Raw genomic sequence first — 16,231 nt, forward strand, 5'->3', positions numbered from 1 at the left:
GTCAGGCAGACCGCAGTGATGCCATCGCGGGCAAGCCCGCTCCCACATTGACCTGCGTTGGCTTGAAGACTGCGTGCTGCTCGACAAACCTGGCACTCAACTCGATCACCCGCCGGTACTGCAAATCCACGGTGATCATGTGGTAGCAGTTGTCCAACAGGATCTTGGTCACCGGCCCGCCGAGGTGGCGCTCTACGTAATCGGCATTCCAGCGGCTGGTGATGTCGTCCTCGATGGAATGCAGCACCAGCGCCGGCACCTTGATCTGCGGCATGCGTTTCTTGACCACGGCGTTCATGCGGTGCAGCTCGCGCACGGTGATGCCTTCCATGGTCAGCAACCCCGCCTCGCTGCTTTCGCCTTCCTTCATCTGCCGCTCGACGATGGCCCGCAGGCGCTCGTTCTTGATGCCGTAGGGCGGCTTCTCTTCGAAGCTGCAAATGTGCACGCCGAACGGAATCTTCATCAGCAAGGGCGTGAGAAACGCCAGTTTGTTGATGCTCCAACCGTCGTACTTCAAGGTGGTGGAATACATCAGCAACCCGGCAACTTGCCCTGGGTGTTCGGACGCCACATACATCGACATCACCGCGCCCATCGACAAGCCACCGACAAACACCTGGGCGTGGCGCTGCTTGACCTGTACGAAGGTCTTGCGCACGCCTTCGTACCAGTCCTGCCACCCCGTAGCTTGCAAGTCGCTGTTGTCACCGCAGTGCCCGGCCAGCGTGGGCACATACACCGTGCAGTTGCCCGCCTTGGCCAGGCCCTTGGCGACCTGGCGCAATTCGGTCGGTGTGCCGGTCAGGCCGTGGATCAACAGGATCCCGACCGGACCATCACCGAGAACGAAGCCGGCAGTGCCTTCACCGAGGTCGATCCCTTGAGCATTCACCGCGTGGTCGCTCGCACCAGCAGTTGCTCCAGCAACTTGAGGCCCAGGTCGATTTCCGGGTAGCTGATTTCCAGGGACGGCGCCAGGGTGATCACGTTCTTGTAGTAACCGCCCACGTCGAGGATCAACCCAAGTTTCTGGCCGTCTACCACCATGTCGCCTTTCATGCCTTCTTCGACCATGTAGTCCAGGGTCGCCTTGTCCGGGGTGAAGCCATCCGGGCCGCAGATCTCGCAGCGCAGCGCCAGGCCCAGGCCGTCCACATCGCCGATGATCGGGAAGCGTTTTTGCAAGTCTTGCAGGCCTTCCAGGAAGTATTTGCCCTTGGCCATGACCATGGCGCCGTAGTCGACTTCGCTGGTCATCTTGAACATTTCCAGGCCCACCGCGGTACCCAACGGGTTGGAGGCGAAGGTGGAGTGAGTCGAACCTGGCGGGAACACCTTCGGGTTGATCAACTCTTCACGGGCCCAGATACCGCCCAATGGGTTGAGACCATTGGTCAACGCCTTGCCGAACACGATCACGTCCGGTTGTACGTCGAAGTGCTCGATCGACCAGAGCTTGCCGGTGCGGTAGAAGCCCATCTGGATTTCGTCGGACACCATCAGGATGCCGTGCTGGTCCAGGACGTGCTTGAGCTCGCGGTAGAAATTCATCGGCGGGATCACGTAGCCACCGGTGCCCTGGATCGGCTCGACATAGAAAGCTGCGTATTCGCACTGGTTGGTTTTAGGGTCCCAGACACCGTTGTATTCGGTCTCGAACAAGCGGGCGAACTGCTGCACGCAATGGCTGCCGTACTCTTCCTTGGTCATGCCCTTCGGGCCACGGAAGTGGTAAGGGAAGGGGATGAAATTGGCGCGTTCGCCAAAGTGGCCGTAGCGACGACGATAGCGGAAGCTGGAGGTGATCGACGAGGCGCCGAGGGTGCGGCCGTGGTAGCCGCCTTCGAAGGCGAACATCAGGCTTTTGCCGTTGCTCGCGTTGCGCACCACTTTCAGGGAGTCCTCGATGGACTGCGAGCCGCCGACGTTAAAGTGCACGCGACCATCGAGACCGAATTTGTTCTTGGCATCGACCGCGATCATTTCCGACAGCTCGATCTTGCCTTTGTGCAGGTACTGGCTGGCGATTTGCGGCAGCGTATCGATCTGCTTTTTCAGCGCGTTGTTCAGGCGCGGGTTGGCATAGCCGAAGTTGACGGCCGAGTACCACATTTGCAGGTCGAGGTAGGCCTGGTCTTCGGTGTCCCATACATACGAGCCTTCGCAGCGGCTGAAGATACGCGGTGGCTCGATGTAGTGAACGGTGTCGCCGTAGGAGCAGTACTTGGCTTCTTTATCCAGAAGCACCTGGTCTTCGGCGGTAGCGATACGGATATCAGACATGATGGAAGAGTTCCTGATGGTCAGAAGAGGTGTTGAAGGTGGTGGCGTTGGCAGCGAGGCCTTGTGGCAGCTTGGCCAGCAACGCCGGCACTTGCGCAAAGGTGTCGAAGCGCGCGTGAGGGATCTGGTGGGCGACGCAGTAGTCGGCGAGGCTGCCCTTGGCAAACACGAAGTCGGCGGTGGAGGCCACGCACATGTCGGACTTGCCGTCGCCGATCACCAGCACGCGCTTGTTGCGCGGCGTGGATTTGCACTTGCAGTTGCCCGAAGCGGCGCGGCAGGCATCGCTGGCATACGGGAAGTCGATGCGCCAGCTGTCCTGGTCGACCTGGCGCAGGCGGTTGGCGAGGATCGGCAACAAGGTCACGTAGTTGCGCGAAAGGATGCGGGCAATGCCCTGCTCGATGCCGTCGCTGACCACTTCGATGGAGGCACCCAGGCCCATGACGTGATCGACAAAGTCCGGGAAGTCCGGGTCGATCTCGACGCTGTCGAAGTACGCCAGCAGTTCAGCCGGGGTGGCCTTGATCAGCGCCAGTTGGCGGCTCAGGCATTCGCGTGAACCGATATGCCCATCCAGCCATTCCTGCTCAATGGTTTCCCACTCGGGGCCGGCGAAGCGTTGGAGGACGTTGTCGATGACATCGGTGGGGGTAATGGTCCCGTCGAAGTCACACACGATATGCCAGTTGATCATCTGCCTTTCCTTTAGGTAAAGGGCCTTGGAGGAGCGCGCTGTCTGCGCTTGCCAAGGGATAGAGCAGGGACTGTGCCAACTGGCCAAAAGCCCGCAGGGCTGGGGGTTTGGGCGAAATGCGCAGCGCTATATGTCGCAGGAGCTACAATTTTTGTAGCTTGCTACAAACAACATGAGTGCTTGCGCAGGCGCGTCGGTTTGCGCGTTCATGCGCGCCTGCCCACCTTCAGGAAACGTCGCCATGTCCAAGCTCGCTGCTGCTGTATTCACCGGTTTACTTGGAGGGTGGGGCCTTTGCGGGGCCGCATGGGCAGAGGGCATCACGGGCGATGTGGGCGCGGGCCTCAGCTATCAGCCCCACGACCCCACTGGCAGCCGCTACGAAACCCGGCCTGTGCCGTACCTGGACCTGGATTGGGGCAACGTCAGCCTGAGCACCGATGACGGCCTGACCTGGAGCGCCCTGGATACCCACGGCCTTACCGCTGGCCCCTATATCAACTACCTTTCGGGGCGCACCTCCAACGGCGAGTTGCAAGGCCTGCGCAACGTGTCGGACATGGCGGAAGTGGGCGGTTTCGTCCAATACGCCCCGGCCAATTTCTGGCGGGTCTACGCGCAATTGGGCCAGGCCGTGGGCGGCGGGCATTCCCAGAGCGGCACACTGGGTAAAATCGGCGGCGAACTGGGTTACCCCTTGGGTGGTGGGATTATCGGCAGCAGTGGCCTGGTTGCGCATTTTGCCGATGCGCGCCAGACCAATACCTTCTTCGGCGTGGACAACAACGAAGCCGTCGCTTCAGGCCTGCGGCCTTATAACGCGAGTGGCGGCTTTCAGAACGTGACGCTGAGCCAAAGTTTTTCCTTCCCCCTGGCGCCCCATTGGTCACTGCTGACCAGCGCCAGCTGGGTACACCTGGTGGGGTCGGCGGCCAAGAGCAGCATCGTCAAGGAGGCTGGCCAGGTGAATCAGGGCCAGGTGCAGACGGCGATCAGCTACACCTTCGACTGAATCACCTGGGAGCAAAACCGGGAGCAAAATTGTGGGAGCGGGCTTGCTCGCGAAAGCAGTGTGTCAGTCACCCGATACTTCACTGATCCACCGCATTCGCGAGCAAGCCCGCTCCCACATTGGGCCTGTGTTTCATAGCACTATTTTCAGTGTTCTTCGCCTTCAGCCAACAGCGCGATACCACCGATAATCACCACCACGCCCACCCAATGCAGCACGCTGATGTGCTCGCCCAGCCCCAGCCAAGAACCCAGCAATACGGCCACAAACACCAGCGAACTCAGCGGAAACGCCAGGGACAAACTGCTACGCCGCAAAATCAGCATCCACACAAAAAACGCCCCGAGATAGCTGGCAATCGCCGCCAGAATTCCCGGGTTGCGCGCCACGTCCGCCAGCCATTGCCAACTGAAGTCCATCGGCCCCAATTGATCGCCGGCCACCTTGGTGAATAACTGCCCGGCGCTTTCGGTGGCGATCAGCAGTGCCCACAGCACCAGGGTGCCAAGCCGCCCATGCAGCCAGCCGGTATTGATTGTTTGCGTTGTCATGCCTGGTTCCCCGCGATTGCTACCAACATCACACCCAAAGTGATCACCAACGTGCCCAGCCAGCGACGCCGACTGACGGTCTCCTTGAGCACCACCCTGCCTGCCAGTACCACCAGGCAATAGGCCAACGCCGCCAGCGGAAACAGCAGACTCAAGGGCGCACGGGACAGCGCTTCGAGCCAGACAAAAAACTCAATGACATAGGCGCCGACGCCGGCCCACAGCAGCGGCGCATTGAACACCTGGCCCCAGAACGCACGCAGGCGAAACCCGCCATCGAGTTGCGGCAAACGGTCCACGCCCAGTTTGAAACACAGCTGGCCAATCACATCGAGGACGATGGAAAACGCCAGTAACAACACCACGGTCAGGGTCACGGGAACAGCTCCTCAAACAGGTCGATCAAGGCTTCATTGGTTGCGGCGTTACGCTGCAAGTCTTGCGGGCTCCAGCGCTCCGGTGGCGGCTGGTCGGACTTGGCTTCCCAGCGCTTGAACGCGTTGCTGAATGCCGGCGTAGCGAACTCACCGCAAACGTCGATGCCGATGATGCGCTTACCCGCCGCCAATGCCCGCAGGGCCTGGAGCAAATGGGTCAGGCGCATGCCGCCCTGGTCCCAGTTGGTGGCGGCGTCTTCACTGGCGAGCACATCTTTGTCGATGGTGATCCAGATCGCCTCGGTGGGCAGACTGGCAATCATCTGGTCGAGGAAGGCTGCCCAATCCAGGTCCGCCAGGTTGCGCCAGTGCAGGTGGTTTTCCTGTTGCTGGTGGCCGGCGCCGTCACCCACCCGGCCCCAGACCTTGGATGGCGGATGCTGCCAGGGAAACAGCTGCAAACGCCCACGCTTGAGGGCGCCAAGGTTGCCGCCGCGCAGTTGCGGGTTATGCAGGTCATCACTGCACGGGCCGAGGGTGACGATGCGTTGGATCGCCGGCATCTTCAGCGCCCGGTTGACCCACGAACCGCAGTGCCGCTTGGGCGCAAAGCGCACCCAGTCGGGGTGGTTGTCGAAGTGGATCAGGCTGACAGGCTCTTTGAGGTCGGCCAAAAAGGCCGGCGTGAGGTGGTGATAATCGCCGGAGCCGACAAACAGGATTTCCGGGCGCGCGTCACGGGGCCGTGGCCGTTGGGCCAGGCGCTCGACGAAACGCTTCCAGGTTTTTTCGGTGGACCACAAACGCAATTTCGGGCCCAGGTCCAGCAGGTCCAGGCGCGTGGCCCGACCGCTGGCCAACCGCCGGGCAATCGGTGCCTGGCCGGTGAGGCTGTGGTCAAGGTCAAGAATATTCAAGGTAAGTTACACCCCTAATGGCAGCGCCCAACCGCAGGCCGGTTGAGCTTTAGGGGGGTAATGCAAGGGATGGGCCAGCGCTTCTCTTAACGCCGACACAGATCAAATGTGGGAGCTGGCTTGCCTGCGATGGCCATGGGTGTCTACACAACTTTGCGCGTTGTAACAGCAGACGCTAACCACGATGCGAAGCGAGCCGCTCTTGATCTGCTTTTGATCTGCTTTTGATCTTGATCTCAGGCGCCCCGTTAAACCACGCTGGCCGAACGCAGGCTTGAATTCGTGGGTAACCCGGCAGGACGCCGGGTTAGCCGCCCCGCGCCATGGATGGCGCGTGGCGGCGGCCCACGGATTCAAGCCTGCGTTCGGGCACACCGAGCCTAAGCGAGGTGCCGAGTGGTGGGGCAAAGCGTTTTGCTTACTTTTGCGCTTTTCAAAAGTGAGCCGCTGTCAGAGCGGAACCCTAAGTGGCCGTTACCGCAGCAATGGATATGTACACGGTCCAACTGTGTCGCCTGTCAGGCCGCCTTCGCGAGCAAGCCCGCTCCCACAGTTTGATCGCGGGGTGTCAGGTAGATAGGCGTTGGCTGGTAGGCCGCCATCGCAGGCAAGCCAGCTCCCACATTTGAATCGCGGGGTGTCAGGTAGATAGGCGCCGGCTGTCAGGCCGTCACGGGAGCAAGCTCCCTCGCCACAGGCCCAGCGTCACACCAAAGCTGTGTAGATACCTATGCTGCGATGGCGGTGTGTCAGCCACCTCATTTGCAACTGACAGCCAGCTCCCACATTTTGCTCCGTGCTCGGCCTCAGGATTTCGATTCGTTGATGATCTGGCGAATCGCGCCGACGAAGGCTTCAGCCGGCTGCCCACCGCTCACCGCATATTGGTCATTGAAGACAATGGTCGGCACCGAACTCACCCCACGGGAAACCCACAGCTGCTCCTGCTCGCGGACCTCGGCGGCGTATTCATCGCCGGCAAGAATCTGGGCGGCGCGCGCAATGTCCAGCCCGACGCTTTCGGCGATGATCGCCAGGGTCGCGTGGTCGGAAGGGTCCTGGCCATCGCTGAAGTACGCCTTGAACAGCGCTTCCTTGAGGTTGTACTGCAACCCTTCCAACCCGGCCCAATGCAACAGGCGGTGCGCGTCGAAGGTGTTGTAGATGCGGCTCTGGCCATCGGTACGGAGCGCAAAGCCCAACGCGGCGCCCATGTCACGAATACGCGCACGGTTGGCCTGGGACTCTTCAGCGGTGGAGCCGTACTTTTCGGTAATGTGCTCGACGATGTTCTGACCTTCGGCGGGCATGTTCGGGTTCAGTTCGAACGGTTGAAAATGAATCTCGGCCTGCACCTCGCTGCCGAGCTGGTCGAGGGCTTCGGTCAAGCCGCGCAGGCCGATGATGCACCAGGGGCAGGATACGTCGCTGACGAAATCGATTTTCAGGGGAGTACTCATGGTGGGGCAACCTCGCGGGCAGTCATGCGCATAAAGGTTGCACGATACACCACCTTCACAGCACCTTCGAAGGCTCGCTCAAATCGATCTGCGCCCAGTGCGCGGCATCCTGGCGATGGGCTTGCAGGTAAGGCAATACCGCCGCCAGCAAGGGCGCCTTGAACGCTTCCTGAAAACGGTGGGCCAGGCCGGGAATCAATTTCAACTGGCTGCCCTGGATATGCGCGGCCAGGTGCACGCCGTGCATCACCGGCAACAACGGGTCGGCGGTGCCATGCACCACCAGCGCAGGCACGCGCAGTTGGTTGAGCAAGGGCACACGGCTTGGCTCGGCCAGGATCGCCATGATCTGGCGCTTCACGCCTTCGGGGTTGAAGGCGCGGTCATAGGACAGCGCCGCCTGGTGCAGCAACGCCTGGCGATCGTCCTTGATATCCGGGCTGCCCAACGCCGCGAGCAAATCCGCCTGTTGCTCCAGCGCCACCTCACGGTTGGGCGCGCTGCGCCGCGACAGCAATTGCACCAGCGCCGCGTTCGGCGCGGGCAGGCCCTCGGCGCCGGAGCTGGTCATGATCAGGGTCAGGCTTTCCACGCGCTGTGGCGCCATGGCCGCCAGGTGTTGGGCGATCATGCCGCCCATGCTCGCGCCGAGTACGTGAAACTGCTGCACCTGCAACGCATCCATCAACCCCAGGGCGTCGTCGGCCATGTCGGTCAAGGTATAGGGCGCGGCCACCGGCAGGCCGAGCTTGTAGCGCAGCACTTCGAAGGTCAGGTTGGCGCTCGCCGGCGCCTGCCGCCAGGTGGACAGGCCGACATCGCGATTGTCGTAGCGAATCACCCGAAAACCTTGCTCGCACAGGGCAACCACCACTTCATCCGGCCAGTGAATCAACTGTCCGCCCAGGCCCATCACCAGCAGCAACGCAGGGTCGGACGCACGGCCGATACTTTGATAGGCGATGCTCACCTGAGCCAGGTCGACCGTTTGGGTCGGGACATTGACATCACATCGAGAAGCCGCAAAGGACGGCAGGCCGAACAGGAGAGCGGCCACTAAAAACAACGCACGCATGAAAAACACCAAAACGCAGAACCCCAGTAGAGCGCGAGTCTGATGAAGTTTGTTCAAGCGCGCTGCCACAGTTCGATGACAGTTTGATGAAGAGTGCCCAGTGGTCATGGTCGACACGCCCCACAACATGAGACAAAATCACGCAATCCGTTTTTGTCGCAAATTTTCTTCATGGAGCGCCTGTGCTCGAAATCCGTCACTTGAAAACCCTGCACGCCCTGCGCGAAGCCGATAGCCTGGTAGAGGCAGCCGAGCGCCTGCATTTGACTCAGTCCGCCCTCTCCCACCAGTTCAAAGAACTGGAAGAGCGCCTGGGCATGCCGTTGTTCGTGCGCAAGACCAAACCGGTGCGTTTCACCAGCGCCGGCCTGCGCCTGCTGCAATTGGCCGACGCCACCCTGCCGTTGCTGCGCGGTGCCGAGCGCGATATTGCGCGGCTGGCCGGCGGCACCGCCGGGCGCTTGCACATGGCAATCGAATGCCACAGTTGCTTCCAGTGGCTGATGCCGACCATCGACCAGTTCCGCGATGCCTGGCCGGAAGTCGAGTTGGACCTGGCCTCGGGCTTTGCCTTCGCGCCGCTGCCGGCCCTGGCACGTGGCGACCTGGACCTGGTGGTGACTTCCGACCCGCTGGAACTGCCAGGCATCACCTACGTGCCGCTGTTCACTTACGAAGCCATGCTGGCGGTGGCCAACCAACACGCGCTGGCGAACAAGTCTTACATCGTGCCCGAAGACCTGCTGACAGAAACCCTGATCACCTACCCGGTGGAACGTGACCGCCTGGACATCTTCACCCGCTTCCTGGAACCGGCCGACGTTGAACCGGCCCAGGTGCGGACTTCGGAGCTGACGGTGATGATGATGCAACTGGTGGCCAGCGGCCGTGGGGTGTGCGGCATGCCCCACTGGGCGCTGCATGAATACAGCTCACGCGGGTATGTGAAGGCCAAGCGTTTGGGTGAGAAGGGTTTGTTCGCCACCTTGTATGCGGGCATTCGTGCCGACATGCTCGATGCGCCTTATATGCGCGACTTTTTGCTGACGGCCAAGGACACCTCGTTTTCGACCTTGGATGGAGTTAGCGCGGTTCGCTGAGCTGGAGAGAACGTCATCGAGCCAGCAGATCGGGCTTGTGTGGGAGTCGGGCTTGCCCGCGATGCAGGCAACTCGGATCGCTTGTCACACCGCGTTGATGCTGTCGCAGGCAAGCCAGCTCCCACCTTGGGCTTCATTCCACCCGGATTTCGCGCCACATGTGGATCTTGTCGAAGTAATCGACACCTACCCGCACCGCCAATGGCTCGAGACCGTACTGGATGAAACCGCAGCGCTGGTAGAGCGCAAAGGCGGCGTCATTGCCGGCGGTGACGGTCAGTTGGATCAGTTTGAGGCGCGGGTGGCGACGGGCTTCTTCCAGTGCGGCTTGCACCAGTTGCCGCCCAAGCCCCTGCTGTTGATAAGCCTCGGTCACGTACATGCCGAACAAGGTGACCTTGTGCCGGGCCTTCTCCCGTGGCTCGAATGCAAGACCGACAATACCCGCCAACTGATCGCCGTCGAAGGCGCCAAACAGCCGATCCAGGGGGCTGCCGAGGCGTTTTTCCCACCAACTCAAGGGCATCGAAGCACGCTCGGCCACGCTGGAGGTGAACGCCTGGGGATAAGCGCCGTAAGCCTCGAGCATCAGCGCGCGATAGGCCTGCGCATCGTCGGTGCCCAGCGGGCGAATCATCATGCGGTAGCCAGCCCATTGCGATAGAACGGCAGGATCAAATCGTGCGTCAACGGCGCCAGATGCAAGTCACCTTCGGCCATGGGATCGATCCAGCGCACCTCTTCAATCTCGGCAGCGGGGGTGACGGCAACGTCGATCTGCACCTTGAACAGCTCGGCCTGTACGGTGAAGCCCGGCTCGTTGGCCGCGGGCGCCGAGAACTGGCCAAGATAGACGGCTTCGCTCGGGTCAATGCGCAGGTTCAGCTCCTCGCGCAGCTCACGGACGAGCGCCTCGGCTGGTTGCTCGCCAGCGTCGATCTTGCCACCCGGTTGCATGAAAGCCAGGGTATCGCGCTTGCGCACCAGCAAGGTTTGACCGTCGCCACGGATCAACAGCGCGGCTGCAATGCGGATAGTCTTGGACATGGAACGCCCTCTCTGGGATTGAAAAGCGGCCAAGGATCCCACGCGTATTCTGCACACGCAACTCGCGCGCGCAGGGCGATTTTTTCCGACATACATACACCGCAGGGTCCAGTTTCGGCCACCCTAAACTCGCAAACTCATATTCAGCAGGGCTCGCTGCACCTCGGTGCGCCGTGCCCTTTTATAAGAGTTTACTCATGCACAATTCATTGCCTGCCCTCAAAGAATCATCCACTGACGAACCGCAACCGCTGCCGGCCGACAGCACGTCAACCACTACCGTGCAACCGATGACGCTTGCGGTCGTGCCGCCGGCGTCACTTTCTGCCGAAGAACAGCTGGCTCACCACACCCGTGAACTCGACAAACTCAATGCACAGACCTCTGAGCTGGTAGGGCGACAGCCGAGTGTCGGCCGTGTGTACCAGCAACAATTGGCCGACATCTTTCCCGATGTACATCTGCCCATCAATCCCAACCAGATTTTTTTCAGCCGCTATCGCGAAGACCAGGAAGGGCAAAAGCACCTGCTGTCCTGCGAACCACTGGGCTCGCTGCTGGCCACCTTACGCGCGCCTGGCGCAGCGTCTTATCTGACCAAAGAGAGCGGCGCCTTCTACCGCGAATGCAACACCCTGGACGCCGATAAACGCCTCTCTCCCACTGCCTCGATGACAACCCTGGCCGCCAGGCTGGAAATTGCCATCACCTTGAGCCTGAATACATTCTGGGGGGCTGGCGAGCCCTCCCAAGCCGACACGGAGGGGCAATTGGTCGCACTGCGACGACAAGTGCTGGCCCATCAACTGGCATTGCGCTCGGTGGACGGCACGTTGTCGGCGCATGCACAAACGCTGGCGCAGAACGTGCTCAAGTACCCAAGTGCTGCGGCACGTGAACAGGTGTTTACCCTCGACAACAGGCCCACGGTGTACCGGCTGGCACTGGAGGATGGGAGTGAATTCGCCGGCGCATTCATTCTGGCCCCCACGGGCACGAACCCTCTGACGGGCAAAGTGATGCTCTATAGCCCAAGCGAGGAGTTTGAGGAGTTTGAAAACCTGGCGCGCTTGAATCACACCGTCGCAACCCGCATACAAGACGGCTCAGCGGCAGGCAAGCTATTGATCGCAAGCCTGCCGACGGCCGCCCGCGCCGCGCTGAACGGCTTGCCCGTACTGACGACGGCCCCGTCACCGATACACGCTGACGTGATTGCTGACAGTGTCCGCGCATTGCGAGTCAGGCAACATTTCTCTGTCCGCAATAGCTTGCACAGGGAGCCCTTACCCACCACAGGCGAACTCGACCTGGCCGCAGACCTGACGCCACAGTTGGATGTCGCGAATGCCTTTATGGCACGTACCCTACGCTTGTTGACGACCGAACCCGCATGGTTGAAAGCCTCCAACGAGCAAGACCAGGCCCGGTACAGGCAACTGGAGCAGGAACTGATTGACAGCAATGAAGAGCTCTCGCCTCATCTTGAGAAGATCTTGACACTGGAAGCGTTCTCCCAGCAGGAGACCGACCGGGTGCTGAAAAAACAGAAACCTGCGTATGCCAATGTGGATATTGACCCTTATAGAAGCCTGGTTCATCTGCGCGTGACAACGTCCTCCCGGTCCGCCGAGGTGACGGGGTATCGTAACGAGGCGGCCACCCTTGTCTACATCAGCGAAGACCGCAAGATCCATATCCCGCAGTGCCTGCCGGGCCAAAAACTTATGTGGGGCACCTGGCGTACCCAAGCCGTGGTGGATTTGCGCACACTGGGAAATTACACCCAACGTAATGTCGACCCTTGGTCGGTGCATGGCATACACAGAATAATCAGCGCTACCGTCAACATCGTCGACACGGCCGGCAACCATCACGGAAAACTCGGGAACGACGATTTGCGTGCCCTCGCCACAGAGGCTGACATTGGCCAAAAATACGATACGTACCTGCGCTCAGCCTTCTCGCAGAGCAGCGGGACAAGCACCTTCGCAACAGCCTGGCAGCGCGCCAACGCGGCAAGAATGAACAAGGACGCCCTTGAGAGCCGTCTCAACCCTGACGCCGCCAAGCTGTTTACATTCAAGACACCAGGCAGTGGGCTTGACTGGATAAAGGCAGTTACCGAGCACCCCGATTCAACTACCCGGCCCCGGGTCAGCGAGTTCGAGATAGAAGTCAACCTACTGGTATTGGGTGCCGCGCAGGAGAGGGGTCAAGGGGGACAGGTCATGCATCGCGTCCTGGTCATTCATCGAAAAGGCACCAAGCCTGATGGGGTCAGTGTGCTGTATACCCCGGATGCGCCAGATGGCGGGCCCTTCAGGGAACTGGTCAACGGGCTGGCAGAGCTGGACACGCTGAAAGCAAAACCCGAATGGCAGACCTACTTCAGTTCCCAAATGGCCACAAAGGATACGAACGAGATAACGCGGATCCTCAACGATACGCGCAGTGTGTACCGCTACACCTTGACACCGATAACCGGCAATTTCCACGCCTACCTGTATTCGGCGCAACTGGGTTTTCAACTCGCGCACGCCGATTACCGTTCACGGACCAATGCGCAAATTTTCCGCGAGTCGGCGGTGAACGCCTTTATGTTTGGGGTGGACGCAGCCGACTTTCTGCTCGGGCTGATACCCGGCAAAACCGCCCTGTCGTTTTTGCGTCGAGGTATCAACCGTGGATTAGACGTGGCCAAACAGCTTGGGCGGCGCATTCCGGGACTGGCCAGTAAAGTCGGTACGGGCAGGAGCACCGGCATCGTACAGACCAGTGCTTCAGTCCGCCCGCTGGAACCTGCCTGGGTCAATGCGGCCCCGTATCGGCTACCTGAGCAGATAACGCCGCACTTTGACGTAGCTGAGTTTGCCCGCACTCACCGATACCGTCTGTTGCGCCGGTCGGGCAGCGCACCGTGTTTTTTTGATAAACACAATAACCAGTTCATCGCGATGCGCGACGCTACAGGCCGCTATCATTTGTATCAGTCCTATGTAGAGGACGGCGCACGCTATGTAAAAGACCCGGCCGGTAACCATGTGGATTTTATGGTCGTGCCAGGAGACGCAAAGAGCTGGAAGCCCCGTTTCGAGCGAAATGCTGTAGGCGGAGGTTCCGTTCTGGGCGCCCTGCGTTCTCTGACCCCTGAACAGCAAGTGGACGCGGACCTGATCGCGGCCATGCGGCTTTTCGCAACAGAAGGGGAAATGCGCGATTTCGAGCGCGTCATAGAACAAACCGACGCGGCCCTGAAACTCAACTTGATCACTCACGCCCGACAACAGCTCGGCACACTGGATGAAGCTGAATTTCGCCGCTGGGTATCGAACCCGAGAAGCCTGAGCCGAACCAATCAAGAGAGATTGCGCAATAGCGTGTTAAACCTGCGGTCCGAACTGGCCACGCTTGAACATGTACACCTGTCGACCCAACATTTTGCGCAACATCTGTCTGCGCGGGACAAGGAGGAACTGTTTAAGAAAGTCAAAAGGCTCATTGGCAAAAACGACAACTTAGACAAACAAATCAGAACATCGATTGCCGTTCTCGACCCCGATACGGAGGCACAATTTGTCGGGTATGCCATCACGAATAAACATCAGACCGCGATGGATAAATTCGCGGCAAAATATGAACTTTATACTTGGCGAGAGGCGGCACTGACGGTGTTTGCAAACAAGCCCGAACACCTACGACGTATTAATCAACTCGCCTCCGATCAAGGAATTACACACCAGCAGGCGATACGCCGATTCTTGTTGCTGCCTGAGACAAAAAGCACCCTGGATGCTTTCATGAAGGATACCTTCAAGGCGAAAATGGCCAGGCTTCAAGTCACCTCCTTTTCAGAGGATTTCAAAAAATCCGGCGTTCCCTATATCGCCCTGTCCCGAGGCCAGCACGGGGCAGACGCTGGCATAGCCATGGTGGACAGCAAAGACGTCACAGCATTTGAAAAGGCCCTGCCCAAATTCTCTACGCCCTTGGAGTTTGAGCAACCCCGCCCTCCAGCCAGAGGCCAAAGGCCAGAGCCGTCCGTGCCCCCGGCCCCGGATGTCCTGCCCCTACCCACTCGCGATCCGCACATCAACATCGTGAAGCTCGATGATCTGGCGCACACCCAGAAAAAACTCATGCCCGCCCCCGCCACGGCCAAACTTGAGCAAATCACCCAGGATATCCAAGCCGGACGCCTCAGCCGCAAGCGAATAGGCAACTACACCTATGTCGATTTACCCCAAGTACAGGCCGGCTCGGGCCGCGGTCTTTGGCGCGTGGCAATTGAACAGAACGGCAAAGAAGGTGGCAAAGATGTCTACATCATCAGGGGCATCTTTGATTACCACAGCAGCAAGCACGTAGCCTGGGGCGTATAGCTACAGGAGTGGCGCCACCTCATCGGGCGTCTTGATAAACACGCTGTACTTGGCGCCCTCCATGGCTTCGAACGCGATCAGCTTGTCCACCAGCGGCAAGTTCAGCACCTTGCCGGCATTGAGCAGCAGCATGCCGTTATCGGCGTTGAGGTTGCGGGCCAGCACCATACCGGCCTCAAGCTCACGGGTGGTGAGGACTTTGACCGTAGGGTCGCCCAGGGTTACGTCGCTGAGGAAGGTTGCGCAGGCTTGCACAAAATCTTCCACCAACGCCGGGTCATACAGACGCCCGGCGTACTTGCGGATATACAACAGCGCTTCGTCGCTGTTGAGGTGGCGCTCCAGGATCAGGCCTTTTTGCAATTCGATAAAGTCCACCGCCAACTTCAGCAGCCGTGAACCGGGCGGGATCGTATCGCCCTTGAGGTGGTCGGGAAACCCCGTGCCGTCCCAGCGCTCCTGGTGATGACGAATGATCCGCGCCGCGTCCTTCATCGGCTCCAGGGTCATCAGCAGCGACTCGCTTTGCCCCGGATACTCACGGTACAAGCCGCGGTCGGTGCTGTGCAGCTTGTCCGAGGGTGCAACCATCATGCTGTCGGTCCAGCTCAACTTGCCGATGTTGTACAGCGCGGCGGCCATGGTCAGGTCGCGTGTGCTGGCTTCGTCCATGGACTGGGCGGCGCAGTACACGCGGATCAACTCGATCAGCGCGCGGTTGGTCTGTTTGTCCTTGGGCAAGCGCAGGTTGGCCAGCAGCGAAAACACTTCGGTGCCGGTCACGTAGCTGCGCTTGAGCTCGTCGTAGGCCAGGTCGAGCATGTCGGCGGTTTGTTGCAATTCGGCGGTACGCGCCGCCACGCGTTTTTCCAGGGTGGCGTTGAGCAATTTGAGCTGCTCGGTCTGGTCTCGGGCCAGGCGTTCAAGGCGTTGGTGCTCGAGGGTTTGCTGCAACACCAGCTGCAACTCCTCGTCGTTCCAGGGTTTGCTGATGTAGCGGTGGATCTGCCCGTCGTTGATCGCCTTGATGATGGTGGTGAGGTCGGCGTAACCGGTGAGCAGGATACGGCTGGTGGCGGGGTACAGGCGGTGGACCTCGGCCAGCAGCGTGGCGCCGTCCATGCCGGGCATGCGCGCATCACTCATCACCAGATCGATGGGCCGGGTCGCCATGATCTCCAGCGCCTGGGCGCCGCTGGTGGCCAAAACCACCTCATAGGGCTGGCTGCGCAACAGGCGGCGCAGGCTGTTTAGGATCGACTCTTCATCGTCGACCAGCAAAACAGCAGACTTCGTAGCGAGTGGTTCATCCATGGCGACTCTGCCT

Annotated in this window: 14 protein-coding genes; 3 read left to right on the forward strand and 11 right to left on the reverse strand. The window is 60.2% G+C overall.

Annotated elements, in window-relative coordinates; genetic code table 11:
- Window position 1: 1 nt before the first annotated feature.
- The 3 genes from MF6394_RS11860 to MF6394_RS11870 are packed head-to-tail and all read right to left on the reverse strand — an operon-like array spanning window position 2 to window position 2,983.
- The gene (locus MF6394_RS11860) at window positions 2-895 is read right to left on the reverse strand and encodes an alpha/beta hydrolase (protein ID WP_069558419.1); all 894 of its coding nucleotides are present in this window, start codon (window positions 893-895) and stop codon (window positions 2-4) included.
- Window positions 892-2,286 carry an aspartate aminotransferase family protein gene (locus MF6394_RS11865; protein ID WP_032893337.1) on the reverse strand — a complete coding sequence of 465 codons (1,395 nt, stop codon included), beginning with the start codon at window positions 2,284-2,286 and terminating at the stop codon, window positions 892-894. The genes MF6394_RS11860 and MF6394_RS11865 overlap by 4 nt, the downstream gene beginning before the upstream one ends.
- Window positions 2,279-2,983, reverse strand: coding sequence for an MtnX-like HAD-IB family phosphatase (locus MF6394_RS11870; RefSeq protein ID WP_044272140.1), 705 nt, complete (start codon window positions 2,981-2,983; stop codon window positions 2,279-2,281). The genes MF6394_RS11865 and MF6394_RS11870 overlap by 8 nt, the downstream gene beginning before the upstream one ends.
- A gap of 241 nt (window positions 2,984-3,224) precedes the next feature.
- Here MF6394_RS11870 and MF6394_RS11875 point away from each other — a divergent pair, with 241 nt between their 5' ends.
- Window positions 3,225-3,995 carry a MipA/OmpV family protein gene (locus MF6394_RS11875; RefSeq protein WP_078466727.1) on the forward strand — a complete coding sequence of 257 codons (771 nt, stop codon included), beginning with the start codon at window positions 3,225-3,227 and terminating at the stop codon, window positions 3,993-3,995.
- 146 nt (window positions 3,996-4,141) lie between these two features.
- On the opposite strand, the gene MF6394_RS11880 is transcribed toward MF6394_RS11875, so the two are convergent.
- The 5 genes from MF6394_RS11880 to MF6394_RS11905 form a co-directional block, all read right to left on the reverse strand.
- Window positions 4,142-4,546, reverse strand: a complete 405-nt coding sequence (locus MF6394_RS11880) for an EamA family transporter (RefSeq protein WP_014717122.1) — start codon at window positions 4,544-4,546, stop codon at window positions 4,142-4,144.
- A complete protein-coding gene (locus MF6394_RS11885; RefSeq protein ID WP_003188930.1) occupies window positions 4,543-4,923 on the reverse strand; it encodes an EamA family transporter in 381 nt (126 codons plus the stop codon). The genes MF6394_RS11880 and MF6394_RS11885 overlap by 4 nt, the downstream gene beginning before the upstream one ends.
- Window positions 4,920-5,840, reverse strand: coding sequence for an arginase (locus tag MF6394_RS11890; protein ID WP_032893339.1), 921 nt, complete (start codon window positions 5,838-5,840; stop codon window positions 4,920-4,922). The genes MF6394_RS11885 and MF6394_RS11890 overlap by 4 nt, the downstream gene beginning before the upstream one ends.
- An 806-nt stretch (window positions 5,841-6,646) precedes the next feature.
- On the reverse strand, window positions 6,647-7,300 hold the full coding sequence (locus MF6394_RS11900; protein WP_078466728.1) for a DsbA family oxidoreductase: 654 nt from the start codon (window positions 7,298-7,300) through the stop codon (window positions 6,647-6,649).
- Between the two features lie 55 nt (window positions 7,301-7,355).
- Window positions 7,356-8,375: an alpha/beta fold hydrolase gene (locus MF6394_RS11905; protein ID WP_034126527.1), complete on the reverse strand. Its 1,020-nt coding sequence runs from the start codon at window positions 8,373-8,375 to the stop codon at window positions 7,356-7,358.
- Between the two features lie 182 nt (window positions 8,376-8,557).
- Here MF6394_RS11905 and metR point away from each other — a divergent pair, with 182 nt between their 5' ends.
- The gene (gene metR, locus MF6394_RS11910) at window positions 8,558-9,475 is read left to right on the forward strand and encodes a transcriptional regulator MetR (RefSeq protein ID WP_003188924.1); all 918 of its coding nucleotides are present in this window, start codon (window positions 8,558-8,560) and stop codon (window positions 9,473-9,475) included.
- A gap of 133 nt (window positions 9,476-9,608) precedes the next feature.
- On the opposite strand, the gene MF6394_RS11915 is transcribed toward metR, so the two are convergent.
- Window positions 9,609-10,115: a GNAT family N-acetyltransferase gene (locus tag MF6394_RS11915; protein ID WP_047712689.1), complete on the reverse strand. Its 507-nt coding sequence runs from the start codon at window positions 10,113-10,115 to the stop codon at window positions 9,609-9,611.
- A complete protein-coding gene (locus tag MF6394_RS11920; RefSeq protein WP_078466729.1) occupies window positions 10,112-10,522 on the reverse strand; it encodes an NUDIX hydrolase in 411 nt (136 codons plus the stop codon). Before MF6394_RS11920 ends, MF6394_RS11915 begins: the two co-directional genes overlap by 4 nt.
- Before the next feature lie 197 nt (window positions 10,523-10,719).
- Here MF6394_RS11920 and MF6394_RS11925 point away from each other — a divergent pair, with 197 nt between their 5' ends.
- Window positions 10,720-14,904 (forward strand): dermonecrotic toxin domain-containing protein, encoded by a 4,185-nt coding sequence (locus MF6394_RS11925; RefSeq protein WP_078466730.1) that lies wholly within the window; start codon window positions 10,720-10,722, stop codon window positions 14,902-14,904.
- Here the strand turns inward: MF6394_RS11925 and MF6394_RS11930 are convergent, their stop codons facing one another.
- Window positions 14,905-16,218 (reverse strand): HD domain-containing phosphohydrolase, encoded by a 1,314-nt coding sequence (locus MF6394_RS11930; RefSeq protein ID WP_044274722.1) that lies wholly within the window; start codon window positions 16,216-16,218, stop codon window positions 14,905-14,907.
- Window positions 16,219-16,231: the final 13 nt, after the last annotated feature.

Origin of the sequence: Pseudomonas sp. MF6394, from assembly GCF_002018845.1 — a bacterium.
Classification (GTDB): Bacteria; Pseudomonadota; Gammaproteobacteria; order Pseudomonadales; family Pseudomonadaceae; genus Aquipseudomonas; species Aquipseudomonas lactis.